The following is a 25,120-nucleotide window of genomic DNA, read 5'->3' on the forward strand; positions in this document are numbered from 1 at the left end:
ATACGATGAAACTAAAGGTTTCGTTTCGAAACGTATCCAAGCAATACGTCTTATATAAAAAGCAGTCGGATAAGATCAAGGGGCTGTTTTTACCTAATAAAAATGAAAAAGGCTTCTTTGCTGTTCGTGATGTTTCCTTTGATGTATATGAAGGTGAGACAATTGGTTTTGTAGGGATCAATGGATCTGGAAAGTCTACGATGTCAAACCTTCTAGCGAAAATCATTCCACCGACAAGTGGTGAAATTGATATGGATGGCCAACCTTCGTTAATTGCCATCGCGGCGGGGCTGAACAATCAGTTGAGCGGGAAAGACAACATTCGCCTCAAGTGCTTAATGATGGGGCTGACGAACAAAGAAATAGACGAGCTGTATGAGAAAATCGTAGAGTTTGCGGATATTGGCGATTTTATTGATCAGCCTGTCAAGAGCTATTCAAGCGGAATGAAATCACGTCTTGGCTTCGCTATTTCAGCGCATATCGATCCAGATATCCTGATTATTGATGAAGCATTGTCTGTTGGAGACCAAACCTTTTATCAAAAATGTGTGGATCGAATCACAGAATTCAAAAAACAAGGGAAGACGATCTTTTTTGTCAGTCACTCCATCAGTCAAATTCAAAAAATCTGTGACCGGGTGGCTTGGATGCATTATGGTGAGCTTCGTATGTTTGATGAGACGAAGAAGGTTGTGAAAGAGTATAAGGAGTTTGTTGACTGGTTTAACAAGCTTTCCAAAAAACAGAAACAGAAATATCAAATGGAACATAAGGAAGGTAGAAAAGGCGTTCAAAAGCTGGAAAGAGTCACCCGTTATAAAGGAGATGGAAAACGACGTTCATTTTTTGGGCCAGCTTTTCAAGTGACGGTGATTGCTGTTCTCACCACCTTACTTGCCTTATCAATGTTTTCAGATCGTCCGCTTCGTACACTGGCCACGTTTGGTGTAATCCCGTCAAATAAGACAGAAGCATTTCAGTCAAAAAACCTCCAGACGAAGGGATCGCCTGATATGAAAAAGGTGAATCGACAGGCAATTGCCACGTCAGATCCACTTACAGTCTATAAAGATCGTGCCATGAAAAAAAAGGAGGCTGTCACTATACCATTTGGACAGGAAGTACAAGTAGTGGCTGAAAATAAACAAACCGTTCAAATCAAAACAGCATCAGAGACGTACTTTGTCAAACCTAAGGGACTTAAAAATGCAGAGGATTTAAAGTTATTATCCATTGGACCAAGTCAATTCATTTCCTATGTATCGCCTGCATCTGCTGGCTCGTATGAGTATTTACTATCTTTCCTTGGAAAAGAAGAATCTATGCTTAAGGAAAGAATGCAAACACTGTTCTCGACCAAAAGTGAACAAGGTGCTACTATTGAGCGGCTGACTACTGAGAAAACCGATTATGTGATTCAAAATGGACAGGCGAATAAGTTGGTATTCCGTGATGTTATGTCAATCTCTCCTTCAGCACTTGGGCTACCTGAACAGAATGTCTGGATGAATAAGAAACAAACGAAATTCGCAGTGAAGGGCAAAAACAATCTGTTTGTCATTGATAATGAAGAGCATACACTGACTATTTCAGTGATCAAATAAAAAGCTGCCGATACCGGCAGCTTTTTTAGTTTACTTCTTCTTTCTCGAGAAGCTGTTTCATAAAAGGAATGAGTTTCTTTTTCAGTTCCTCATCTTGAAGGGCAAATTCGAGAGTAGTCTCGATGAAGCCTTGCTTCTCACCGACATCATATCGTTTACCTTCAAAATCATAGGCGAATACGCGCTGAATGTCATTCAGCTTCTGGATGGCATCTGTCAGCTGAATTTCCCCGCCTGCACCAATCTCTTGCTGTTCAAGGTACATAAAAATCTCTGGCGTAAAAATGTAGCGTCCTAAGATGGCTAGATTCGATGGTGCTGTTCCTTGCGGCGGCTTTTCAACAAAGTTTTTGACTTGGTAGCGGCGTCCTTCTTGTGTAAGAGGGTCGATGATCCCATAGCGATGCGTATCGTTGTCTGCTACTTGCTGAACACCAATGACAGATGATAGAGTTTTTTCATATTCATCCATCAGCTGGCGAAGTCCAGGTGTTTCGGCTTGTACAATATCATCACCTAATAAAACAGCAAAGGGTTCATCACCAATAAAGTTGCGTGCGCACCAAACAGCATGTCCAAGACCTTTTGGTTCTTTTTGACGAATGTAGTGAATATCAGCAATGTTAGAAGATTTCCTTACTTTTTCTAACAGCTCCTTTTTCCCTTTTTCCTCTAGGTTACGCTCAAGTTCTGGAGCAAAATCAAAATGGTCTTCAATTGCTCTTTTTCCTTTTCCAGTGACGATAATAATGTCTTCGATTCCTGATTCAACAGCTTCTTCAATAATATATTGAATGGTTGGTTTATCAACAATTGGGAGCATCTCTTTAGGCATAGCTTTTGTTGCAGGGAGGAAACGTGTTCCAAGACCTGCAGCTGGTATAATGGCTTTACGTACTTTTTTCAATTTATTTTGCACCGTCCTTAACTACTGATGTGAAAATTAATAGAATACCACTAAATTCTACCTTATTTTTAAAAGTAATCAAATAATTTTATGATGTTTAAAGTAATTTTAATAAAAAATTGTAAGTATAAATAATCAGATCTGTGAAAATTTTATTAATTTTAGCAGGGTTAGTTTATCATTCTTAGGGATCTTCTGTATAATAAAAACAATATGTAATGATGGAAAGAGGCATAAACAAGTGAAAAAACTAAATGTAATGACTATTTTCGGTACTAGACCTGAAGCAATCAAAATGGCTCCACTTGTCCTTGAACTTAATAAACATCCACAAATAAATTCAATTGTCACAGTAACAGCTCAGCATAGAGAAATGCTAGATCAAGTTCTTGAGGCATTTTCTATTACGCCAGACCATGATCTAAACATCATGAAGCAGCGCCAAACATTATCTGAAATTACATCAAATGCATTGTTGAAACTAGATCAATTATTCCAAGAAGAAAAACCTGATATTGTGCTTGTTCATGGCGACACAACGACAACCTTTGCAGGAAGTTTGGCTGCGTTCTATCACCAAATTTCTGTCGGCCACGTCGAAGCTGGCTTAAGAACTCACAATAAATACTCACCGTTCCCTGAGGAATTGAACCGCCAAATGACAGGCACTATTGCTGACATTCATTTTGCCCCTACGGCTGAGGCGAAGCAGAATCTTTTAGTAGAAAATAAAAAAGAAGAGACCATCTGTGTGACAGGGAATACGGCCATTGATGCGTTGCAAACAACAGTTACAGAACACTATCAACATCCAATTTTAGAGAAGATCGGTTCAGATAAAATGATCTTATTAACGGCTCATCGCAGAGAAAATCTCGGTCAGCCGATGAAGAACATGTTTAGAGCGATTCGCCGTGTTGTCGAAGAATTTGAAGATGTTCAAGTCGTATACCCTGTCCATTTAAATCCTGCTGTTCGTGATGCGGCTCAGACAGAATTCAGTGATCTTGATCGTGTGCACTTAATTGAACCGCTCGAAGTCGTTGATTTCCATAATTTTGCTGCCGCTTCACATTTTATTTTAACGGATTCTGGCGGTGTACAAGAAGAAGCTCCTTCTCTAGGAAAGCCAGTATTAGTGCTCCGCGATACAACAGAACGCCCAGAAGGCGTGAAAGCTGGCACGCTAAAGCTCGCGGGTACAGATGAAGAAACCATTTACAAAATGGCTAAAGAGCTGCTAGTCGATCAGAAAGAGTATGACAACATGTCGAAGGCGTCTAACCCTTATGGAGATGGACAAGCATCGAGACGAATTGTTGAGGAACTCCTTCACCGTTTTGGATTAAGTGAAGAAAAGCCTGTTCCGTTCCAATCATAAAAAAGAAGACTACAGTCATGCAGTCTTCTTTTTTTACTGTTCCAAACTCTCCTTCAATTTCTTCTTCACTTTAGCCAGGCTGCTATCATCAAGCTGATAATAATAGATATTATTAATTCGGGCTCCCGAACCTTTCAGCTCATGTTGCTCAACATGCTGTCTTGCATCACGATAATCATTCATCATCGTCCACATGTCGTCAAAGGGCATATTCGTTTTCATGTTATTTTCAACGACTTTAAACATATCACCGAATTTCGTAATAGATGAAATGTTAGCCCCTTTTGCAATGATGCCTTCAATAACTTGACGCTGTCTTTCCTGACGGCCGAAATCACCTTTAGGATCTTGCTTTCTCATTCTTGTATAGGCAAGGGCTTGATCGCCGTTCAGGTTAATTTCTCCTGTACCAAATGAATGGCCATCATAGCTGAAAGCAAACGTGCTGTTCACCGTAATGCCGCCAAGTGTATCCACAATGTCTTTAAAACTTTCCATATTCACTTTTACAAAGTAATCTACAGGTACATCAAGCAGTTCCTCTACTGTATCTGCCGCCATTTGTGTGCCACCGAAAGCGTAGGAGTGGTTGATTTTATCCATTGTGCCTTTTCCGACAATCTTTGTATATGTATCGCGGGGGATACTCACCATCTCAGTTGTTTTCGTTTTCGGATTCACTGTCATGTATATTAATGTATCTGCACGGCCGCGGTCATTCTTTCTTTCATCAACACCCATGACTAAAATGGAGATCGGGTCTTTTTTACTTAAATCGACATCTTTGTCACGCTTATCTGACTTCTTTAAGTTCTCTTGAATGCCTGCGACAGTTGATGCGGCTGTATTCCAAAGATGATACGCGTATCCGCCAGTGGCTAATACGAATAAGCCAATAATCGATAAAACAATCCAAAGAACCTTCTTTTTCTTTCTTTTTCTCTCAGCTCTCATAATGTCCCTCACCTTTTCTATGATTCTTCCATGATTATAGGTTTACGAATCTTGATAAACAAGTTATTTTTTTACTCTGAACCTAGATATAGACGTTGTAACAAAAAAAGGTTTCAAAAAACCTTAAATTTACCTTAAAATATTAAGTTATAAGACGATACAAAGACATGAGGTGAAAAAAATGAAGAAAATCGTCGTTTTACCGTTCTTAATACTACTACTAGGTATCGTGCTCACAGCATGTGGAACGGCTGAGCAATCCTCAGGAGAAAACAAGACAAGCAGTTCAACTCCTCAGGTGCTGGAAGAAAAAGCTGAATTTATTGGAATGGCTGATGCACATACAGTCGAAGTAAAAAAAGTGAATACGACCTTAAATTTCGAGTTTACGGATAATTTTAAAGAAGTATTGAATGAGTTTGATTCAGGCGACAAAGTAGAGATCACTTACTTTATCAATGACAGCGGTCAAAAGGAAATTCAAAAGATTGAAAAACAGAAATAAAAAAGATGGGCGGGATGGACAAAATTGAAGAAAATTCTTTTATTTGCAGTTGCAATTCTTATCACTGCCGGAATCGCAATTCCACAACAAACCTTAGCTGCAAATTCCACCATATCAGTGAAATTATCAAACAATATTGGTAATAAGAAAAGTTTGGAACTCACATCTTCAGGGACATATAAAGTAACAGGTAACAATGTTTCTTCTGTCACCCGATATGCTGGAAAGACATTATATGACACTGCGAATTTAATTGCATCAGCTGGTTGGAGTTACCCAGGAACTGTAGTCATTGTAAATAAAAATGCATTTTCAGATGCGATTACAGCTGCTCCTCTAGCATATAAGCTAAAAGCGCCAATTCTATATACCGAGGCTGGTCAATTAACAAAGGCAACAGAGACTCAGATTAAAAAAATGAATCCAGATAATATCTTAATTATCGGGGGAACTTCAGTTGTAACTACAAACACTGAAAAAACATTAAAGAAATATGGGAAAATCAAAAGAATAAGTGGAGCAACTCGATATGAAGTGTCAAAAAATGTTGCAAAAGAGATGGGTAATTACAGTCAGGCTGTCGTTGTAACAGGGCGTGTTTTTGCAGATGGTGCTTCAGCAGCTCCTTATGCGGCACGGAATGGGTACCCAATTTTACTTGCGCCAAAAACAACTCTACCTAACTATCGGATTCCTAAAAAAGTAACCATTATTGGTGGAGAACTTGCAGTTAATAAAAATATTGAAAATCAAATTAAAAAAACGGCTTCAGTGACACGAATAGGTGGAGCTACGCGCTATGATGTATCTGTAAACATAGCGAAAGCCATGAATATGAATGCTGATAAGCTTTATATAGCTAATGGAGCTTCCTTTTTAGATGCAGTGCCACTTTCTGTCTTAGCAGCAAAAAATAATAAGGCAATGGTTCTTGTAAAAAAAGACAGCCTGCCAACACCTGTTAAAAACTTATTAAAAGATAAAGGTACATACTCTTTTCAAATAGCTGGTGGTACTAGTGCGATAACAGAAAACCTTCAAAAGAGCTTAGCAAATGAATTTTACTTAAAGAAAAATACGCCATATCAATTGAATGTGACTAATGGGAAAATTTCAGTCAAAGGAATTAAAACAATTGGTACATCGGTAAGGGTCGTTCCTGAAAAATATTCAACTTCTAATGTTCTCAAAATTGCTGGAAAGCCTTATTTAGGAAATATGAATTTTGTTCTTGAGTCAGGATATATTAGACCAACTAATGAAAACATTCCATTTGAAGACTACCTAAAAGGCGTAGTGCCATATGAAATGCCTGCAAGCTGGCATGTTGAAGCGTTAAAAGCACAGGCAGTTGCCGCTAGAACGTATTCGGTGAACAGTATTGGAAAAGTCGTACCTGATACAACAGCCTTCCAAGTATATGGAGGGTATAACTGGTACACGAATTCGACAAAAGCTGTCGATACCACAAAAGGAAAAGTACTGAAATACAACAACCAGCTCATTTCAGCCACCTATTATTCTAGTAATGGCGGCTATACAGAGGCAAGTGAAGAAGTGTGGGCAAATGCACTGCCGTACCTAGTGGCCAAAAAGGATACAAAAGATCCGGTGAATGCATGGACACTGAAACTTTCTAAAAAGCAGCTAGGCACATCATTGACTGCTAGTACAGTAGCATCTCAGTGGTCTAACGCAAAAGAGACAAATGCTGCTGATCTTGCTGGTCTCAAATCATGGCTGCTCAAAAACAAAGAAACGGCTGCGTCTGATATGAAAATCGCATCCATCTCAAGTCTGACGTTCTCAGGAACAACAAAAGGCCAGCGTGCAAAGACGGTTTCGATCAAGCTGACATACCACCTGAAAAACAAAACAGGTACGTATACAGTAAACAAAAGCACTACGGCAAGTATGAAGATGACCGAGTTTAGATCAGTCATGGGCGCAACAAAAGTAAAAAGTACATTTGCGTCAGTCAAAAACAATACAAATGACTTCATGATTTCAGGAAAAGGATATGGTCACGGCATTGGCATGAGCCAATACGGATCTAAAGCTAGAGCTGAATCTGGAGAGTCTTATTCTTCCATACTTTCGTTCTACTATCCAGGTACAAAATTAACAAACTATTAGAAAGGTGGTATTGATCATGCGTGCATTTATAAAAATGGTATTTATATCAATAGTGGCGTTATTTGTGTTTATACCATCAGCTTTAGCGGATAACTCTGTAACAAGAGTAGATGGAAAAACACGTTATTCAACGGCTGTAAATGCAGCCAAAAAAGGGTGGACTACAGCTAATACAGTTGTATTAGTTGGGAAAACTGCTTATGCAGATGCTCTTAGTTCTGTTCCTTTCGCAAAACAAAAAGACGCACCTGTTTTATATACGAACAAAGACAACTTATCTCCTGAAACAAAAAGCGGATTGAAAAGCTTGAAAACGAAAAAAGTGATTATTATTGGGGGTCAAAGCAATATTTCAAATAAGGTGGCCAATCAATTAAAATCGATGGGGATATCTGTTAGTAGAATTGCTGGAAAAACTCGTTATGACACTGCCACTTTAATTGCCAAACAGATGAAAATTACAAATGTAGCGATTGTTGCAAATGGTTTTGCTTATGCAGATACTGTTGCTATCTCGCCTTATGCTGCAAAAATGGGTTACCCTATTTTATTGACAAATAGCAAGGGTTTACAATCCGTGACTGCTTCCTATCTTAAAAACAGAGGAATCAAGCAGACGATTGTCATTGGTGGAGAATCAAGAGTAAACAAAGCTACTTTCAATAAATTACCTTCGCCAACAAGGGTTGGAGGAGCGACACGTTATGACACAGCTGCAAATGTAGTAAGAAAATATAATATGAGTACGAACAATACGTTTATTAGTAATGGATTTGCATATGCTGATTCCGTAAGTGGAGCAAGTTTAGCAGCAAAACAAGGAAAAGCCTTTATTTTCACTAATGATAAAAGCTTACCTACTCCAACTAGAAAAATTATTGGAGAAAAAAAGATCACACGGTTTAGTGCAATTGGGGGAACAACTGTTATTTCTTCAAATGTACTCTCTCAATTAAAAAATCCAGTAGTAGGAAAGAAAGTATTTATTGATCCTGGTCACGGTGCACATGATGCTGGGGCAATTGGCTACGGTCTTTTGGAGAAAAACGTAAACCTAGATGTATCAAAACGCCTAAATTCAAAATTAATAAATGCTGGGGCTCTAACCTCGTTATCTCGGACGAAAGACACGTATGATACTCTTGAACAGCGTGTAATTAAAGGTGCAAATGCTAAAGCAGATATCTTCATCAGTGTCCATGCGAACTCAAATGATAACAGCAGTGCAAATGGAACTGAAACGTATTATGACAAAACATATGCGGCAACAAACAGCTTGAAGCTTGCGCAAAATATTCAGCCTAAAATGGTCAGTGCACTTGGCACAAGGGACCGTGGTGTGAAAATAGCAGGGTTCTATGTCATCAAAAAATCTAAAATGCCGAGTGTTTTACTTGAAACTGGTTTTGTGTCCAGTCCAGTTGATTCAAACATCTTGAAGTCTGCTACGTATAAAGATCGATTGGCGTCAGGCATTGCCAGTGGTGTGTCAGGTTACTTTAAATAAGAAAATACAAGATGGGGGTGCCTCAGATACTCCTCTTAGGCTGTTCGAGAACGTTTCTCGGCAGCCTTTTTTCAAAGGTCTTGAAGTGATTGTCTAATCAACTGTGTGTCAAGTTAAAAATACATTTCATTTCCGGTTATCTTTGTTATAATTGAAATATAGAAGATGAATAGTTCACACATAATCTTCAAACAGCAAATCGACAAATCATGAAGAGGTGACGATCTTGAAAAAATTAATCACAATGCCGTTTTTAGTTTTACTTCTAGGTGTAATGCTCACAGCATGCGGCACATCAAATCAGTCAAACGATAACAATACGGATAACAGCAAAAAAGAAACAACTGAAGCAGCAGATCAAAAGAAAGAAAATGCAACAGACGAAAAGACGGAAGACAAGTCTGCAAGTGAAAAAGCAGATGATGAAAGCAAAGAAACAGCTGCTCAAACAGAAGACCAAGCAGGTCAATCTGATGAAGATGCAAAAGAAAGCTCAAGTAAGGAAATCACAAAAGAAGAAACGACAAACGATCAGTCAAAAGCTGAATCTAAAACAAAAAAAGAATCTACAACGAAGAAAAATGAAGTCACCAAAGAAGGCACATATGTCGGTTTGGCTGATGGACATACAATTGCTGTCAACATTGATGGAAAAGAAGTAGCCATTCAATTCGGAAATACATTTTCTAAACAAGTGAACAGCCTAAAAGAAGAGTCAAAAGTGAAAGTAACTTATACAAAAGATGCAAACGGAACGCTTAGACTGAAGACGATCGAATCCGTAAAGGCAAAATAAAAAAAGACACGTAGACCCGCAGAAATGCGGGTCTTTTTTACGTTTAAAAGGGCATAACTTGATATAAGGGCACATTCTTAACACACTTTTACAAGACTTAACAGCCCATTTACATTTGCTTAATGTTGCTCTGCTAAACTGACTTTCATAGAACATCTCTTTACACAACAACTACTTTGAATGGTGAGGTGCAGGTCAGTGAGCGCAGAGAAAGCGATGAACCTTTACAGAGAATATGAAGTGAGACGAAACCACTCTTTTGCTTTAACAGAACATATGGTTCGATATTTATTTGCAAAACGTTTCATAGATGTCGTGTTCTCGTTCATCGGATTGATGTTGAGTACGCCAATCATTTTACTGTTTGCCCTTTTAATTAAGCTAGAAACACCAGGGCCAGCCTTTTATATGCAGGAAAGGGTCGGAAAAGACGGTGTCTACTTTAAATTATGGAAGCTCAGATCGATGAGAACCAACGCAGAAAGCGGAGGAGCGAAATGGGCGCAAAAAAATGACCCTCGTATCACCAAAGTGGGGGCATTCATCAGAAAAACAAGAATTGATGAACTGCCGCAGTTTATCAACGTGTTAAAAGGAGAAATGAGTATTGTAGGTCCACGTCCTGAAAGACCAATGTTTACTGCCGAATTTAATCGGACGATTCCAGGCTTTACAAAAAGACTGACAGTGAAGCCAGGGCTGACAGGTCTTGCTCAAGTAAATGGGGGATATGAAATGAGTCCAAGTGAGAAATTATCACACGACTTACAGTATATTCAAAACTTGACATTTTCTCTCGACACGAAGATTATGGTAAAAACGTTAAAAGTCATCGTGACTGGTGACGGAGCCAGATAAGTAAAGTAGGGAAGAGAAATGGCAAGTATGAAAAATCGCCTGCTGGGCGGAGCAAAATGGACAAGCTTGTCCGCATTGATCATTACCATCATCCAAATTGCACAGTTCGCCTTTTTAGGAAACGTAATGTCACTGAAAGAATTTGGACTCGTTGGCATGATCACAACGGTCACAATATTTACACAGATTTTACTTGATCTAGGCATCGGTGCTGCGATCATTCAAAAGGAACAAACGACGGAACGTCAATTATCTACATTATATTGGATCAACTTGCTGACGGGAATTCTCTTGTTTTGTGTATTGATCCTTGCAAGTCCCTTGATTGCCGCCTTTTATGCCAGACCTGAGCTGGAAGGCTTGCTCAAGTTATTATCCATTATGTTTCTCATTGCACCAATTGGTCAGCAATACCAATACATGATGCAGAAAGATTTAGCCTTTAAAACCTTAAGTACGATTGAGACGATAGCGACGATCATTTCGCTGATTGTTCTACTGATCCTAGCCTTTTTTATCAATCCAATTGTGGCCTATGTGATCTCTCAAGTGCTGCTTCAATCAGGAAAAGGTCTCATGTATGCAGCGGCTTATTGGAAGAAGTGGCGCCCAGCACCCGTTTTCGCATTAGGGGAAGTGAAAGAGTTTTTCTCCTTCGGGGCTTTCCAGCTTGCGTCAAGGCTTGTCAATCGGGCAGGCTCAAACATCGACATGATTTTAATAGGACGGTTTCTTGGAGCAGAAGCTTTAGGGATTTACAGCCTGGCTTATCAAATCGTCACAATCCCGGTGCTAAAAATTAACCCGATTGTGACGAGAGTGGCTTTCCCAGTTTTCGCAAAAAGTCAGCGTGATCATTCTAGGCTGCGTGAGGGCTTCCTCAGTATGACGAATATGCTCGCACTCATTAGTTTTCCACTCCTCATCGGTCTTGCTGCCGTATCAGATAGCTTTATAGAAGTGGTGTTTGGAGAGAAATGGCTAGTGGCGGTCCCGGTTTTGAATATTTTGTGCATTGTTGGTCTACTCCGTGTGCTGATGAATCCAAATGGTTCCATCCTTCTTGCAAAAGGAAGAGCGGACTTAGCTTTTTATTGGGATACAGGCATGTTCATCGTATATGGATGCGCCTTATATGCAGGAGTCCATACCGGCAGTCTATTGACTGTAGCTTGGGTCTACTCAGGGGTCAGCCTGCTGAACTTCATTGTCGGCAGGTGGCTGATGGCTTATGTCATTCAGCTAGATATGAAGGTGTATGTAAAATCACTCGTAAAGCCTGCTGTCATGACGTTGTTAATGGCCGGCTGCGCAGTGGCTGTTCATCAAGGGATGAAGCTGATATCAGCGGATATACTGCTTCAATTACTACTGACAATTTGTTTAAGTGCGGCTTTATATAGCTTGCTGCTTGTCAAAATGTATCCGCAGGTGACAGGGAAATTATGGAGAAGAGGTCGTTCGTCATGAAGGTGCTATGGCTGACAAGTGTATATCCTAGTGAAAAACATCCAAGTGAAGGCGTCTTCCATGAAACGCAAGTGCAGGAGCTGGTCAAACAAGGCGTAGAAGTGAGCGTGATTTGTCCTACCCCTGTCAATCCGCCCATCTTACGGATGCTTAAAGCTTCCTATCGTCAGAGAAAAGATCTTCCCCAGCAGGAAGTGAGGTGCGGAGTACCGGTTTACAGACCGCCTTATACAGCACTGCCTGGACAGCTAAAATGGGCTCAGCCGAGTAAACGAATCGCAGCTTCTGTCCTACGCACAATGGAGCGTTATGAACTGTCACCGGATTTCATCCATGCGCACTTTGCCATGCCGTCTGGCGGCGCAGCAGCTGTGATCAAAAAGGAAGCAAACATCCCTTATCTTCTGACCTTACACGGCAGTGATGTGAACGTCTATCCAACCTATAGCCAAGGGGCGCTTGCAGCCTTTAAAGCAGCAGTAAAACAGGCGTCTGCTGTTCTCACAGTGAGTGAAGAGCTGGCAAAGAAAACACATGACATGACAGAGGCGGATGCACAATGTCTCCCGCTGGGAATTCCGCTCAAGTCATTTTCTAGAACACCAGGGGATCAAACAGCTATCAGAAAGCAGATCGGTTTACCGCTTCACGACAAGCTCGTCGTTTTTGTCGGCCGTTTAGTCAAAGAGAAAGGTTTGCTTGAATTAGCGGAAGCTGTCAGCGGGATGGAGGGTGTAAAAGCCGTCTTTGTCGGAAAAGGCCCCCTCGCAAAGGAGCTGGCCGAACGGGCGGGAGAATCCATTATACTCCCGGGGCAGGTGCCGAATAAACAAGTCAAACATTATTTAATGGCAGCTGACCTGTTTGCCCTTCCATCCTACAGTGAAGGAATGCCGACTGTCGTCCTTGAGGCGCTCGCTTTAAAACTGCCTGTCATCGCAACACGGGTTGGTGGTCTCCCATCACTATTTTCTACCTATCAACATCTGCTCATTGAACCGCGTTCAACGAGTCAGCTAAAAGAAGCGATTCACGCTTATCTTTATGAAAACAGATGGAACGAGCAAGTGAAGACCGATCTTCACCACATCGTCCATACAGATTATTCATCATCACATAATGCTACGCTCCTGATTCAGCAATATGAAAAGGTGCTGAATCAATCAACATCCACCGTTTAAACAGGGTGAAATGTGCAAAGACTGATAGATAAACAGTTTGGAACGACCAATATGCTTTTACTGAGAGGATGAAACATGTTGAAGAAAATTGCTGTGATTGGAACAGGATATGTCGGATTAGTATCGGGTACTTGTTTTGCTGATATCGGAAATCGCGTCATTTGTTGTGACATCGACGAATCAAAAATCAACAGCTTAAAAAGCGGTCTCGTTCCAATTTATGAACCGGGCTTAAAGGAATTGATTGAGAAGAATACAGAAGAGGGAAGATTGTGTTTTACAACCAATATTCCCGCTGCAATTCGAGAATCAGAGATTATTTATATTGCGGTAGGAACACCAATGACACCTCAGGGGGAAGCGGATTTAACATTCGTGAAAGCTGTGGCTCAAACGGTTGGAGAACACCTGAATGGCTACAAAATCATCGTGAATAAGAGCACAGTGCCAGTTGGAACAGGACGTCTTGTTCAAGCCATTGTTCAAAAGGCTTCACGCAGTAAATATCCATTTGACGTCGTCTCCAATCCAGAGTTTCTGCGGGAAGGTTCAGCTATTCAAGATACGATGAATATGGAGAGAGCGGTCATTGGCTCTACAAGCGCACATGCATCCACGATCATTAAAAAATTGCATGATCCGTTTCAAACAGAAGTGGTTGAGACCAATCTAGAAAGTGCAGAAATGATTAAGTATGCGGCAAATGCCATGCTCGCCACAAAAATCTCATTCATCAATGATATTGCGAACATTTGCGAGAGAGTTGGTGCTGATGTGGAAAAAGTCAGCGAAGGCGTTGGGTTAGATAGCCGTATCGGGCATAAATTTTTAAAAGCAGGCATTGGATTTGGCGGTTCTTGTTTCCCAAAAGATACGATGGCTCTTCTCAAAATTGCCGAAACAGCCGGCTACCGGTTCAAGCTGATCGAATCTGTCATTGAAACAAACAACCACCAAAGAGCCCATCTTGTCAGCAAACTGATGAGTGTGTTCGGTGATATTAAAGGAAAAACGATTTCCGTTTTAGGGCTCGCATTTAAACCAAATACAAACGATATGCGTTCAGCGCCAGCACTAGATATTATCCCAATGCTGAGAGAGCTCGGAGCTTTTGTCAAAGCCTATGATCCAATTGCTTATGTAGAAGCAGAAAGAGAGCTTGGCCCGCAGGCGATCTTCAGCAATGATCTCTATGAAACAGTGAAAGATACAGATGCTTGTCTCATCTTAACGGAATGGGATGACGTACAGAAGATGGATAAGGATCAGATCAAGCAGCTACTTCGTTCTCCCATTTTAATTGATGGAAGGAATTTGTTTGATCCAGCAGAAATGAAAGAGAGAGGATTTATTTACCAGTCCATCGGCCGCCCAGGCGTATGGGAAACAGAATTGGTATCGAAGGCACAATAATAGGGGGAACTTGGATGAAGAAAGTATTGGTCACTGGGGGAAGTGGATTTATAGGATCTCATACGGTAGAGGCTTTATTAGAGAAAGGTTATGAGCCCATCGTTCTTGATAACTTTTCAACTGGATCGAAGGAAAATATCGCTCATCTATCCGTACAATGCATTGAAGCAGATGTCACAAAATCAGAAACGGTCGATTTGATCAAACACATTGCACCAGATTATATCATTCATCTTGCAGCGCAAGTGAGTGTAGCCGTTTCGGTTCAACATTTCGTCTACGACGAAGAGGTCAATATTAAAGGCTCGCTGCATGTGATCAAAGCAGCGGCTGAAGCCGGGGTAGAGAAAGTGGTGTTTGCTTCATCGGCAGCAGTTTATGGAGACCCAGTCTATCTGCCGGTCGACACAGCTCATCCACTGCAGCCTGGTTCACCTTATGGCTTGTCAAAACTGACAGTTGAACGATACTTACACATGGCAAAATCACTCTATGATGTGGACTATTGTATTATGCGGTACAGCAATGTATATGGTCCGCGCCAAGACGCACTTGGTGAAGGCGGTGTTGTCTCAATTTTTTCTGATAAGTTTGCAAAACATGAGGCACCTTTCATCTTCGGAAACGGGGAACAAACAAGAGATTTTATCTATGTAGGCGATCTAGCCGCAGCGAATGTTGCAGCTTTAACAGCTCAATCAAACGTTTGTTTAAATATCTCATGTGGTCATTCCATCAAGGTGAATGAGCTGTTTCAAACGATGAAGCGAGTCACGAGATCAGATCTTGAACCGATTTATAAGCCGCAGCGTGCAGGAGATATTGTGCATAGTACATTGGCAAATGAGGAAACGAAACAAGTCTTAGCATGGGAGCCTGTTGTGACTTTACAAGAAGGTTTGGCTCGTACCATTTCCTACTATGAACAGGAAGTAAAGGCTTAATCCCTCAAATCGGATGGGTTGCTTAGGAGGAAAATAGGTATGAGTGTGAAACAAACAGCATGGCAAATCATGATCGGATGTATGTTATTAGCAGCGGGTATAGGGCTTGTACAAATGGCATCCGCACAGCCTATCGGGTTAAAGAAGATGGTGGTCATTCCGGTTTTACTTGTGGTGCTCATGGCGGCTGTTATATGTATGAAGCTCTACATGAATGGTGAACACATATTCATGTCAGCCATTTACCTTTTAATTGCATTAACATTTCTCAATAATGCTTTTTTCTCTATTAGTGTTGGGTTCTTTAGTCTCTTTCTCTACCGCATCATGCTCTTGGCTGTCTTTGCTTTATTCATATGGCGGATGAGAGACAAAGGAACGTACATATCCCAGTGGCAGCAAATTCGTGTTAAAGGCATTCTTGGTTTTTTCGCTGCATGGTTTTTTTACGGGCTCATCTCACTGCTTTGGGCTCATTCGGTCACAGACGGCCTGAAATATATGTCTCTTCTTGCGATGGGAATGGGTTTTGTCTTTCTTGTGGTCATGTACATTCAGCGAATGGATCAGATCGTGACTTTTTATAGTATTTGGCTAGTCATGACTGTATTTGTGATGGGAATCGGGTTCTATAATCACTTGACCTTGAATCATTTACCGAATACCTCATTGTATCTTGGACCAGCGTACAAACAGCACTATCCTACGGCTGTCTTCTTTAACCAAAATGACTTTGCGACGTTTTTATCTATTAGCTTTTTCTTATATGTGGCGTGTATGCGCCAAATGAAAAATGGTTATATCAAAGCGTTCGGATTACTAGGAGCCATCTTAGCGCTGTATCTTATTTTGTTAACAGAATCGCGCGCCAGTTTGCTCGGCATATTAGCTGGAGCGGCAATCTATGTATGGCTACTGATGCCTCGCTTTTTAAAAAAGTGGTCCATCATGGCAGCAGGCGGGCTTGGTATCATCTGTATCGCCATTTTTTCAGCCAAAATCTATTCTGTCTTTTATGACTTGTTTCTCGCTTCTCAGGTCGCTCATTCTTTTAGCGAACCACTTCCGTCCAACATTGCCCGTGCGAATTTAATCAAAAACGCCTGGCATTTCTTTACGAATTCATATGGATTCGGGGTTGGAGCGGGCAATGTGTCTTATTACTTAGCTCATTTTTCAATCTTTGATACAGATCAGGTCGTGGAAGTTCACAATTGGCTGCTAGAGGTGATGACGAATTTTGGGTTTGCCGTCATGCTAGGTTATATCTCAGTGTATGCCTATCTCATGTTCTCACTGTACAAACAATACCAATTGGCTGACACGAGATCAGCCAAGATGATCATTGAAGGTCTATTTGCTGCCATGCTGAGCTTTCTCGTCTCAAGTATCAGTCCGAGTTCGGTCTCAAATTTATATTTCCACTGGGTGTTTCTAGGTCTAGTGATCGCAGCGGTCAATATCATGAAAAATAAACAGCGTTTCAAGCCGTGGGCAAACGTGTGATGCTGAGTTTGTATGGCTACACTAGTGAAAAAGCAAATACGTCAATGTTGGGAGAATGAGCATGTCTGGTTTTATGTTAAGAATAGGGAAGCGAATGAAAAAATATATCGTCTGGCTTGTGCTGCTGCCCGTTGTATTGGCTGCTTTTGGTTTCTTTTTTGCCAAGGGGACAGTAGAACAGTCAAGTTACACAGCTGCTGTGACCTTGACGCTTGGGAAATATGACGACGGTGTGTATAACAATCTGTCAGAAGTGACATCTCTATTAAAAAGCGATGCATTTCTGAATCAAGCACTCCGGGATGTAAAGGAAGAAGAAAGGCAGGATGTGAAAAATCGTTTGATTCTCACGAACCAGTCCGATACACAATTGCAGTTGTCGTTTACAGATGCTGATCAAGCTCGAGCTTTGGCGGTAGTGAAACAAGTGTCAGATACATTTTTAAAGCAGGACAAAGCCTTATTTACGAAAAGACAGCAAGTCATTGAAAGGAGACTATCCGCTCTTGAAGATGAATCTGTCAGCAATGACTCCAAGGTCGATAAAGAACGATTTTTATATGAATTGGAATCGACAAAGCTCGGGATGAAGCAGGCAAAGATTGTCGATCCTGCCCAAGTGCTCGATGAAGCAGGCAAAGGCATGTCAGCGAAAAAACGAGCTCTGCTAGGACTTGTCATTGGCCTTAGCATCTCGCTTATGTTTGTGGTGTTACCTGAAGTGTTCAAAGAATCTTAATGATGAACTGGAGATGAGTCTTAGGTGAACAATCAACCGTTAGTATCAATTATTACACCGGCGTATAATGCGGAACGTTATTTAACGGATACAGTTCATTCCGTCCTTGCCCAAACCTATTCCAACTGGGAGCTGATCATTGCAGATGATTGCTCAACAGATGGCACAAGGAAGCTGTTAGGGGAATTAAGTCAGACGGACGACAGAATCAACGTCATTTATTTAGAGGAAAACGGAGGAGCCGCTATTGCTAGAAACACAGCCATCAAACAGGCGAAAGGCCGCTTTATCGCTTTTTTAGATAGCGATGATATGTGGAAACAGACAAAGCTCGAAAAGCAGGTCAAGTTTATGTTAGAAAATGATCATGCCTTTACTTTCACGGCATATGACATCATTTCAGAAAATGGAGAGTCATTACAAAAAACCGTCACAGCGCCGGCTCAGTTGAACTACAATGAAGCTTTAAAAAATACGATTATCGGCTGTTTGACGGTGATGCTCGATCTTCAACAAGTAGGACACGTGGAAATGCCAAACATTCGAACAAGGCAGGACTTAGCCACATGGCTCTCTATTTTAAAAAAAGGATTTACTGCCTATGGAATGAGTGAGCCGCTCAGTGAATATCGCATCGTGGGAAACTCGATTTCTAGTAACAAGTGGAAAGCAGCGAAAAAAACATGGTTTGTCTATAGAGAAATTGAGCAGCTTCATTTTGTGAAAGCATCTTGGTGTTTTATGCACTATGCCACAAATGCTGTCAAAAAGCGCTTATAAACAGAAGGGAAAAAAGGTGATAAAGGTGAAAGCAGAGTCGATCATACATGTGATTGTTGCAACGGGAGAATGGGGACACGATGGCCTAAGGTACAGACGACATCGACTGGCGGAATTTCTTGCATCTGATCCAGAAACGAAAGAGGTCATCTGGGTATGCCCATCTGCCACTCGTCATTCAGCTCCCTTTCAGCCTATAACGGATCGAATGAAGCAAATGACCATTCCTGATGTGCTCAAGAGCAAGTTTTTTCGCTTTGGCCGTTATCAAGATATGTTTTATTTTCATAAATTATCTCCTCTTCTTGAGCATTTGCGTCAAGAAGAAAAGCAGGGCATAGCCGTCTGTTTATGGTATACGTTTCCGGGATTTCCGCTCTTATCTTCTTTATTTGAATGGAAACATATTGTGTATGATTGCAGTGACCTGTGGGGAGAGCCCATCAGCGGAAAAAACAACATTCTCTCTTATATGAGACAGCGAGTCATTGTAAAAGCTGAAAACCGCATTATTAAATATGCACACAGCATTACATGCTCTTCACAATACTTACATGATCAAATCAAAAAAAGGCTCATGGGTGAACCGAAAGATGTCTTTACAGTAGAAAATGGCGTCGAGTATGATGTGTTTGCAAAAAGCAACCTCCCTAGCAGGGAAGACGTGCTAGAGGGAAGAGAGGGAACGGTTCTTGGCTTTATAGGTGGGATCAAGCCGAAGCTCGATTTTGACATGATCGCTCAAGCTGCTCGAATGCAGCCAGATTGGACATTTTTATTTGTCGGTCCGGATGGAACGAATGGAGATCCATCTTTTCAGCATGCACTCAAACTGCCCAATGTCATATGGACAGGAGCAGTCGCACCAGAAGAAGTGCCTGCTTATATGAAATTAATTGATGTAGGGATGATGCCATACAAACAGTCTCCTTACAATCAAGCGGTTTTTCCGCTCAAGCTGTATGAATTTTTAGCTGCCGGAATCCCTGTTGTTGGTTTAAATCTTCCATCAACGGAAAGGCTAAAAGAGAATGATGTGTATGAATATGTAGAGGGCGAAGATCCAGCTCTCTTCGTCGAAGCCTGTCAGAAAGTGATCAGTAAAAAAGATGACATGACATGCAGACATCTAAGACAAAGCCGAGCAAAGAAAAAAGATTGGCACGCACTGTTCACAAACATGGTGGAATTAACGAATATTAAAGAAAACGCATAATTCATTCAGGATTGTGCGTTTTTATTTGTTTCTTCTTCTTAGGGGGAGCTTGTGATCATCCTATATTCAATTGTATAATGGAAAGAGCGGCCAATATACAAAATACAGATTTCAATTTAGAAGGAGACTGACCTATGGATTACGAACGCGCCTTATTAGCGTTTTTTGTCTCTCTGGCTACAGTTTTAATTGTGACACCAATCGTCAAAAAGTTTGCAATTAAGATTGGTGCAGTGGACCAGCCGAATAAACGAAAAGTTCATGATAGAGTAATGCCTCGAATGGGCGGTTTGGCGATTTTTATTGGGGTAGCGGCTGGAGCACTAGCAGGCGGGCTGTTTCTACATAATAAAATTACAGCTATATCAGTTGGCGCTGTACTCATCGTCATTTTAGGTATATTTGATGATAAATATAATTTAAGTGCAAAATTTAAATTTCTTGTGCAAGTTCTCGTTGCTTGCTTAATCGTGAGCACGGGCTTAAAAATGGACTTTTTCTCTGTTCCTTTCTTAACAGATCGACTGGAGTTAGGATGGATGGCATATCCCCTGACTGTACTATGGATTGTTGGGATTACAAATGCGATCAATTTAATTGACGGATTAGATGGACTGGCTGCCGGAATTTCGGTTATCGGTTTAACCACGATTGCCGTCATGGCATTTTCTGCGGACAAGATCCTGATTCTTTCGTTATCTCTTGTCGTCATTGGCAGTACCATCGGTTTTCTTTTTTATAACTTCCATCCAGCAAAAATATTTATGGGTGATACAGGTTCGTTATTTTTAGGCTATATGATCTCGGTCCTGTCACTTTTAGGATTGTACAAAAGTGTTACTTTGTTTAGTGTTGTTGTCCCTGTAATTATTTTAGGTGTGCCTATTTTTGATACGACCTTTGCGATCATCAGACGAATATTGAATAAACAGCCTATCTCAGCACCTGACAAATCACACATCCATCATCGACTGATGGCCTTTGGCTTATCACATCGAATGGCAGTGATTGTGATTTACATGATTGGCTTAGTCTTCAGCTTAAGTGCGATTTTGCTGACAAGTGCCACCATTTGGCTGTCATTGATCATCATCTTTTTACTGGTCATGTTTATGCAAGTTATTGCTGAAGTCACTGGATTAGTGAACGAAGAGTTTAAACCATTTACGAAATTCTACAAACGTATGGTCAAAAGACAATAAAAAACAGCCCGTTCCTCGGAAGGCGGGCTGTTTTTATTATTGTCCTGTTGTATTGCTCGAAGGAGTCGTGGTATCAGTTGTTCCTGTTTCACCAGAGGCTGGATTTGTTTGTGAATCTGTTTCAGATGATGACTCAGCAGGAAGCTTTAAATGTGTCCTTAACTCATTTTGCACCTCAGCCAAGTTGGTTTGATCTGGCTCAAAGAAGTATGTTCGATTTGGTCCTAGATAAAGGTCTGATCCTTTAATAGATAATGTTTCAGTATCGTCTCCTTTGAAACCACTGTAAATTTGCTGTAGAGCAAGTCCTTCTGTGATGCGGAAGTTGGTTGTTATATGATCACTTACTTCTTTTGCAATATTATCCACGTTTGCAATGTTATGAGGTTTCGCCATTTGATCAATCATGGCACGTAAGATTTGTTTCTGACGATCGTTACGCCCGAAATCACCACGTGGATCTTGTTTTCTCATTCGCGCGTAAGCAAGTGCCTCTTCCCCGTTTAAATGCATATTCCCTTTTTTAAAGTAAATCTTTTTCGATTTTTTGACGTCACTTTTTTCATTGAAGTCAAATGGAACGTCTATATCGATTCCCCCAACTTCATCAATGACATCCTTAAAACCGTCAAAGTCCACTGTTGCATATTTGTCAATTGGGATATGCAAGAATTGTTCGACAGTTTCAATCGTTTCGTCTTTACCGCCTTTAGCAAATGCCGCATTGATCTTTACTTTATTTCCCGTTGTGTCACTAGCAAGCTGTACTCGTGTGTCACGGGGGATACTGACCATTTTCATCGTTTTATCCTGAGGATTAATCGTTGCGACGATGAGTGAATCTGAACGGCCGTGATCACCATTTGTGGCGTAATCCTCTATGCCAACAAATAGGACAGAGAAAGGTTTTTTCTTTATATCAATGACAGCATCACGGAGTTTCGATTTCTCCCCGCGCTCTAATTCATCATAAGTTTTGTCAGCAGCTTGGAGTGTATTCACAATCTTATAAACTGCAAATCCGCCCATGCAGATAAAGAGAAGCAAAAATAAGACCAGAATCCGTTTGAAAATCTTTTTCTTCTTACTCTTTTTCTTTCGTACACGCACTTTTACTCGTTGTGCCATTCATCTGTCTCCTTTATCGGACCAACGTCCTTTTCTAAATAAATCAATTCGCCTTCTTTAGTAACACTCTTTCCATTAGTCAACTCAGTCATCCATTCAATGAACTGCTCTTTTTGTGTTTCTTCTACATACGTTTCAAAAATCACATCTTCTGCATAATGGATGTCTTTTAGCTGAAAAGATGAGACTCTAAGCTCATTCTCTACCTTTCCAAGCCATGTATAATCTATTGTTGTGTGCATCGTACGCATTAAACAGCGTTCTACCATACCAACATGATTGATTGCTTCAGACACAGATTTTCCATACGCGCGAATTAATCCACCGGCACCTAGCTTAATACCGCCGAAATAACGAGTGACGACAACAACTGTATCTTTCAGCTTGCGTTTTTTAAGCACTTCAAGCATGGGTACCCCTGCCGTACCGCTTGGTTCACCATCATCATTTGCTTTTTGAATCAGATCATGTTCACCGATCAAATAGGCGGAACAATTATGAGTGGCGTTCCAATGTTGTTTTTTTATGGATTGTATAAAGGCTTGTGCTTCTTCTTCTGAGACAGCACGTTGTATATGACAAATAAAACGTGATTTTTCAATGACGATCTCATGCTCGCCACGGCTTTTTACTGTGAGATAGCGGTTCAGCAAAAGACATACCCTCCTGACAAGCAAATTGTAAGGCTAGAGAAAATTTGCATTGGTTTTAGAATTTTACAGCGTATTTTGTTATGATGATAGGAGCGGAAAAAGGGTCGTCATAAAAATTTCATGATTTATACGCATTCTTTCATTATAATTCGACATAAAATGCAGATCAATGACATTTATAATAAAAAAAGATGACATCACTGTTACGGGAGGTAAAAGCCATGACAACACCTAAAATGGATCCGAAGTTATTGGATTCAATCATCATGAAAATGCTAAGTACAGTTGATGGCAGTAAGGACGAAGTATTTAGAATCGGCGAACAGTCCCGTCAACAATATGAAAGCCTAGTAGAAGAGCTCAAGCAAATTAAACAGCAAGTCAACGAAGTCATTGATTTTGGGGATAAACTAGAAGTACATACGAGACATGCTAGAAATCGTTTATCTGAAGTCAGCAGAAACTTCAACAAATTCAGCGAAGAAGAAATACGAGAAGCCTATGAAAAAGCACATAACCTGCAAGTAGAATTGACCATGATCCAGCAGCGCGAAAAACAGCTGAGGGAAAGAAGAGATGATCTCGAAAGACGATTGTTAAGCTTACAAGACGTCATTGAACGTTCAGAAACGCTTGTGAGCCAGATCACGGTCGTCCTCAACTACTTGAACCAAGATTTACGTCAGGTCGGTGTTTTACTTGAAGATGCTCAGGCAAAACAAGATTTTGGACTAAGAATTATTGAAGCCCAGGAAGAAGAGCGCAAAAGGGTATCACGAGAAATCCATGATGGACCTGCTCAGATGCTGGCAAACGTGATGATGCGTTCAGAACTAATTGAACGAATTTTTAGAGACCGTGGAACAGAAGAAGGATTTAAAGAAATTAGAAGTCTAAGACAGAATGTGCGAAATGCACTGTACGAAGTGAGAAGAATCATTTATGATTTAAGACCGATGGCTTTAGATGATTTGGGTCTCATTCCGACACTGCGAAAATACTTAAACACAATTGAAGAATATGATGGAAAAACCAAAATTACGTTCCAGTGCTTAGGTGATACTGAAAGCGAAAGAATTGCTTCTCAATTTGAAGTGGCACTATTTAGACTAGCTCAAGAAGCTGTCACAAATTCTTTAAAGCATTCTGAAGCTGAAGAAATCTCTGTGAAGGTTGAAGTGACGAAAGACTTTGTCACCTTAATTATCAAAGACGATGGAAAAGGCTTTGATATGAAGGATGTTAAAACAAATAAAAACAAATCCTTTGGGTTACTTGGTATGAAAGAGCGCGTAGACTTACTAGAAGGTAAAATGACCATAGACTCAAAAATAGGTCTAGGGACATTCATCATGATTAGAGTACCGTTAACATTACAAAATAAAATTGTAAAATAGAGACAAAAGACATATTGACCATAAAGTTCAGGTGTAGAACAATAAACATGGGGAGGCGTAGCTTGTGACTAAAGTAAATATTGTAATTATCGATGACCACCAATTATTCCGTGAAGGTGTCAAACGGATTTTAGATTTTGAACCTACTTTTGAAGTAGTTGCAGAAGGAGACGACGGTGACGAAGCTGCACGTATCGTAGAACACTATCATCCGGATGTTGTCATTATGGACATTAATATGCCGAATGTAAATGGTGTGGAGGCTACAAAACAGCTAGTAGAGCTTTATCCCGAATCAAAAGTCATTATCCTATCTATTCATGACGATGAAAACTATGTGACACATGCATTAAAAACAGGAGCAAGAGGCTACTTGTTAAAAGAAATGGATGCAGATACCCTCATTGAAGCAGTAAAAGTAGTAGCTGACGGAGGCTCTTATTTACATCCGAAAGTCACTCATAACTTAGTAAATGAATTCCGACGCTTAGCAACAAGCGGCGTTTCAGCACATCCACAGCACGAGGTATATCCTGAAATTCGCAGACCACTTCATATCTTAACAAGACGTGAATGTGAAGTTCTTCAAATGTTAGCTGACGGAAAGAGCAATAGAGGTATTGGTGAGTCGCTCTTTATTAGTGAGAAAACAGTCAAAAACCACGTGAGTAACATTTTGCAAAAAATGAATGTAAATGACCGTACTCAAGCTGTTGTTGTAGCAATTAAAAACGGCTGGGTAGAAATGAGATAATGTTCCGGACAAGTACTCCTTTTTCGCCTGTTTTTAGTTCTCTCATATTCAAGTTAGAGAGCAATGATAGGCAGGTAAGGAGTCTT

General features: G+C 40.6%; 22 protein-coding genes. 18 read left to right on the top strand and 4 right to left on the bottom strand.

The window, feature by feature from the left end:
- Window positions 1–5: 5 nt before the first annotated feature.
- On the top strand, window positions 6–1,607 hold the full coding sequence (tagH, locus tag ACTJKA_RS01570; protein WP_268381895.1) for a teichoic acids export ABC transporter ATP-binding subunit TagH: 1,602 nt from the start codon (window positions 6–8) through the stop codon (window positions 1,605–1,607).
- Between the two features lie 25 nt (window positions 1,608–1,632).
- On the opposite strand, the gene galU is transcribed toward tagH, so the two are convergent.
- Window positions 1,633–2,514 (bottom strand): UTP--glucose-1-phosphate uridylyltransferase GalU, encoded by an 882-nt coding sequence (gene galU / locus ACTJKA_RS01575; RefSeq protein ID WP_265153831.1) that lies wholly within the window; start codon window positions 2,512–2,514, stop codon window positions 1,633–1,635.
- A 241-nt stretch (window positions 2,515–2,755) separates the two neighbouring features.
- Here galU and wecB point away from each other — a divergent pair, with 241 nt between their 5' ends.
- Window positions 2,756–3,895, top strand: coding sequence for a non-hydrolyzing UDP-N-acetylglucosamine 2-epimerase (wecB, locus tag ACTJKA_RS01580; RefSeq protein WP_171465831.1), 1,140 nt, complete (start codon window positions 2,756–2,758; stop codon window positions 3,893–3,895).
- Window positions 3,896–3,928: 33 nt separating this feature from the next.
- Here the strand turns inward: wecB and tagU are convergent, their stop codons facing one another.
- Window positions 3,929–4,849 carry a polyisoprenyl-teichoic acid--peptidoglycan teichoic acid transferase TagU gene (gene tagU, locus ACTJKA_RS01585; RefSeq protein WP_336750199.1) on the bottom strand — a complete coding sequence of 307 codons (921 nt, stop codon included), beginning with the start codon at window positions 4,847–4,849 and terminating at the stop codon, window positions 3,929–3,931.
- 181 nt (window positions 4,850–5,030) lie between these two features.
- Between tagU and ACTJKA_RS01590 the strand changes: the two genes are divergently transcribed.
- The 14 genes from ACTJKA_RS01590 (at window position 5,031) to ACTJKA_RS01655 (ending at window position 21,102) form a co-directional block, all read left to right on the top strand.
- The gene (locus ACTJKA_RS01590) at window positions 5,031–5,354 is read left to right on the top strand and encodes a LytA (RefSeq protein WP_268357984.1); all 324 of its coding nucleotides are present in this window, start codon (window positions 5,031–5,033) and stop codon (window positions 5,352–5,354) included.
- Window positions 5,355–5,378: 24 nt separating this feature from the next.
- Complete coding sequence (locus ACTJKA_RS01595; protein WP_440607590.1) at window positions 5,379–7,490, top strand: SpoIID/LytB domain-containing protein; 2,112 nt, start codon at window positions 5,379–5,381, stop codon at window positions 7,488–7,490.
- Between the two features lie 16 nt (window positions 7,491–7,506).
- Complete coding sequence (locus tag ACTJKA_RS01600; protein WP_171465827.1) at window positions 7,507–8,997, top strand: cell wall-binding repeat-containing protein; 1,491 nt, start codon at window positions 7,507–7,509, stop codon at window positions 8,995–8,997.
- 226 nt (window positions 8,998–9,223) lie between these two features.
- Window positions 9,224–9,793 carry a hypothetical protein gene (locus ACTJKA_RS01605; RefSeq protein WP_019743577.1) on the top strand — a complete coding sequence of 190 codons (570 nt, stop codon included), beginning with the start codon at window positions 9,224–9,226 and terminating at the stop codon, window positions 9,791–9,793.
- Between the two features lie 198 nt (window positions 9,794–9,991).
- The gene (locus ACTJKA_RS01610; protein ID WP_008348294.1) at window positions 9,992–10,651 is read left to right on the top strand and encodes a sugar transferase; all 660 of its coding nucleotides are present in this window, start codon (window positions 9,992–9,994) and stop codon (window positions 10,649–10,651) included.
- A gap of 18 nt (window positions 10,652–10,669) precedes the next feature.
- Window positions 10,670–12,121 (top strand): teichuronic acid biosynthesis protein TuaB, encoded by a 1,452-nt coding sequence (tuaB, locus tag ACTJKA_RS01615; RefSeq protein ID WP_035389686.1) that lies wholly within the window; start codon window positions 10,670–10,672, stop codon window positions 12,119–12,121.
- Window positions 12,118–13,302, top strand: coding sequence for a teichuronic acid biosynthesis protein TuaC (tuaC, locus tag ACTJKA_RS01620; RefSeq protein WP_440607591.1), 1,185 nt, complete (start codon window positions 12,118–12,120; stop codon window positions 13,300–13,302). Before tuaB ends, tuaC begins: the two co-directional genes overlap by 4 nt.
- Before the next feature lie 75 nt (window positions 13,303–13,377).
- Complete coding sequence (gene tuaD / locus ACTJKA_RS01625) at window positions 13,378–14,715, top strand: UDP-glucose 6-dehydrogenase TuaD (RefSeq protein ID WP_035389682.1); 1,338 nt, start codon at window positions 13,378–13,380, stop codon at window positions 14,713–14,715.
- A gap of 14 nt (window positions 14,716–14,729) precedes the next feature.
- Window positions 14,730–15,659, top strand: a complete 930-nt coding sequence (locus ACTJKA_RS01630; RefSeq protein WP_116306301.1) for an NAD-dependent epimerase/dehydratase family protein — start codon at window positions 14,730–14,732, stop codon at window positions 15,657–15,659.
- A 39-nt stretch (window positions 15,660–15,698) separates the two neighbouring features.
- The gene (gene tuaE, locus ACTJKA_RS01635) at window positions 15,699–17,165 is read left to right on the top strand and encodes a teichuronic acid biosynthesis protein TuaE (RefSeq protein WP_046526687.1); all 1,467 of its coding nucleotides are present in this window, start codon (window positions 15,699–15,701) and stop codon (window positions 17,163–17,165) included.
- A gap of 61 nt (window positions 17,166–17,226) precedes the next feature.
- Entirely contained in the window at window positions 17,227–17,904 is a 678-nt protein-coding gene (gene tuaF / locus ACTJKA_RS01640; protein WP_046526686.1) for a teichuronic acid biosynthesis protein TuaF, read from the top strand.
- 24 nt (window positions 17,905–17,928) lie between these two features.
- Window positions 17,929–18,684: a teichuronic acid biosynthesis protein TuaG gene (gene tuaG / locus ACTJKA_RS01645; RefSeq protein WP_025208067.1), complete on the top strand. Its 756-nt coding sequence runs from the start codon at window positions 17,929–17,931 to the stop codon at window positions 18,682–18,684.
- Window positions 18,653–19,900, top strand: a complete 1,248-nt coding sequence (gene tuaH / locus ACTJKA_RS01650; RefSeq protein WP_322536055.1) for a teichuronic acid biosynthesis protein TuaH — start codon at window positions 18,653–18,655, stop codon at window positions 19,898–19,900. The genes tuaG and tuaH overlap by 32 nt, the downstream gene beginning before the upstream one ends.
- Before the next feature lie 134 nt (window positions 19,901–20,034).
- A complete protein-coding gene (locus ACTJKA_RS01655) occupies window positions 20,035–21,102 on the top strand; it encodes a glycosyltransferase family 4 protein (protein ID WP_007499956.1) in 1,068 nt (355 codons plus the stop codon).
- 36 nt (window positions 21,103–21,138) lie between these two features.
- Here the strand turns inward: ACTJKA_RS01655 and ACTJKA_RS01660 are convergent, their stop codons facing one another.
- A complete protein-coding gene (locus tag ACTJKA_RS01660; protein WP_025208065.1) occupies window positions 21,139–22,230 on the bottom strand; it encodes an LCP family protein in 1,092 nt (363 codons plus the stop codon).
- On the bottom strand, window positions 22,215–22,883 hold the full coding sequence (locus ACTJKA_RS01665) for a YigZ family protein (RefSeq protein ID WP_181891304.1): 669 nt from the start codon (window positions 22,881–22,883) through the stop codon (window positions 22,215–22,217). Before ACTJKA_RS01665 ends, ACTJKA_RS01660 begins: the two co-directional genes overlap by 16 nt.
- Window positions 22,884–23,104: 221 nt before the next feature.
- Here ACTJKA_RS01665 and ACTJKA_RS01670 point away from each other — a divergent pair, with 221 nt between their 5' ends.
- Together ACTJKA_RS01670 and degU are read left to right on the top strand one after the other, a co-directional pair.
- Window positions 23,105–24,280 carry a sensor histidine kinase gene (locus tag ACTJKA_RS01670; protein ID WP_003213166.1) on the top strand — a complete coding sequence of 392 codons (1,176 nt, stop codon included), beginning with the start codon at window positions 23,105–23,107 and terminating at the stop codon, window positions 24,278–24,280.
- Between the two features lie 64 nt (window positions 24,281–24,344).
- The gene (gene degU / locus ACTJKA_RS01675) at window positions 24,345–25,034 is read left to right on the top strand and encodes a two-component system response regulator DegU (protein WP_008348273.1); all 690 of its coding nucleotides are present in this window, start codon (window positions 24,345–24,347) and stop codon (window positions 25,032–25,034) included.
- Window positions 25,035–25,120: the final 86 nt, after the last annotated feature.

Source organism: Bacillus sp. 22190 (assembly GCF_052045575.1).
Taxonomy (GTDB): Bacteria; Bacillota; Bacilli; order Bacillales; family Bacillaceae; genus Bacillus; species Bacillus altitudinis.

What these genes read in the sequence shown, in the direction of transcription:
- ACTJKA_RS01660 (WP_025208065.1), bottom strand. Translation starts at nt 22,230, where the DNA reads ATGGCACAACGAGTAAAAGTGCGTGTACGAAAGAAAAAGAGTAAGAAG.
- tuaB (WP_035389686.1), top strand. Translation starts at nt 10,670, where the DNA reads ATGGCAAGTATGAAAAATCGCCTGCTGGGCGGAGCAAAATGGACAAGC.
- ACTJKA_RS01655 (WP_007499956.1), top strand. Translation starts at nt 20,035, where the DNA reads ATGGATTACGAACGCGCCTTATTAGCGTTTTTTGTCTCTCTGGCTACA.
- ACTJKA_RS01670 (WP_003213166.1), top strand. Translation starts at nt 23,105, where the DNA reads ATGACAACACCTAAAATGGATCCGAAGTTATTGGATTCAATCATCATG.
- ACTJKA_RS01600 (WP_171465827.1), top strand. Translation starts at nt 7,507, where the DNA reads ATGCGTGCATTTATAAAAATGGTATTTATATCAATAGTGGCGTTATTT.
- tagH (WP_268381895.1), top strand. Translation starts at nt 6, where the DNA reads ATGAAACTAAAGGTTTCGTTTCGAAACGTATCCAAGCAATACGTCTTA.
- tagU (WP_336750199.1), bottom strand. Translation starts at nt 4,849, where the DNA reads ATGAGAGCTGAGAGAAAAAGAAAGAAAAAGAAGGTTCTTTGGATTGTT.
- tuaH (WP_322536055.1), top strand. Translation starts at nt 18,653, where the DNA reads ATGCCACAAATGCTGTCAAAAAGCGCTTATAAACAGAAGGGAAAAAAG.
- ACTJKA_RS01630 (WP_116306301.1), top strand. Translation starts at nt 14,730, where the DNA reads ATGAAGAAAGTATTGGTCACTGGGGGAAGTGGATTTATAGGATCTCAT.
- tuaE (WP_046526687.1), top strand. Translation starts at nt 15,699, where the DNA reads ATGAGTGTGAAACAAACAGCATGGCAAATCATGATCGGATGTATGTTA.
- tuaC (WP_440607591.1), top strand. Translation starts at nt 12,118, where the DNA reads ATGAAGGTGCTATGGCTGACAAGTGTATATCCTAGTGAAAAACATCCA.
- tuaD (WP_035389682.1), top strand. Translation starts at nt 13,378, where the DNA reads ATGTTGAAGAAAATTGCTGTGATTGGAACAGGATATGTCGGATTAGTA.
- ACTJKA_RS01590 (WP_268357984.1), top strand. Translation starts at nt 5,031, where the DNA reads ATGAAGAAAATCGTCGTTTTACCGTTCTTAATACTACTACTAGGTATC.
- tuaF (WP_046526686.1), top strand. Translation starts at nt 17,227, where the DNA reads ATGTCTGGTTTTATGTTAAGAATAGGGAAGCGAATGAAAAAATATATC.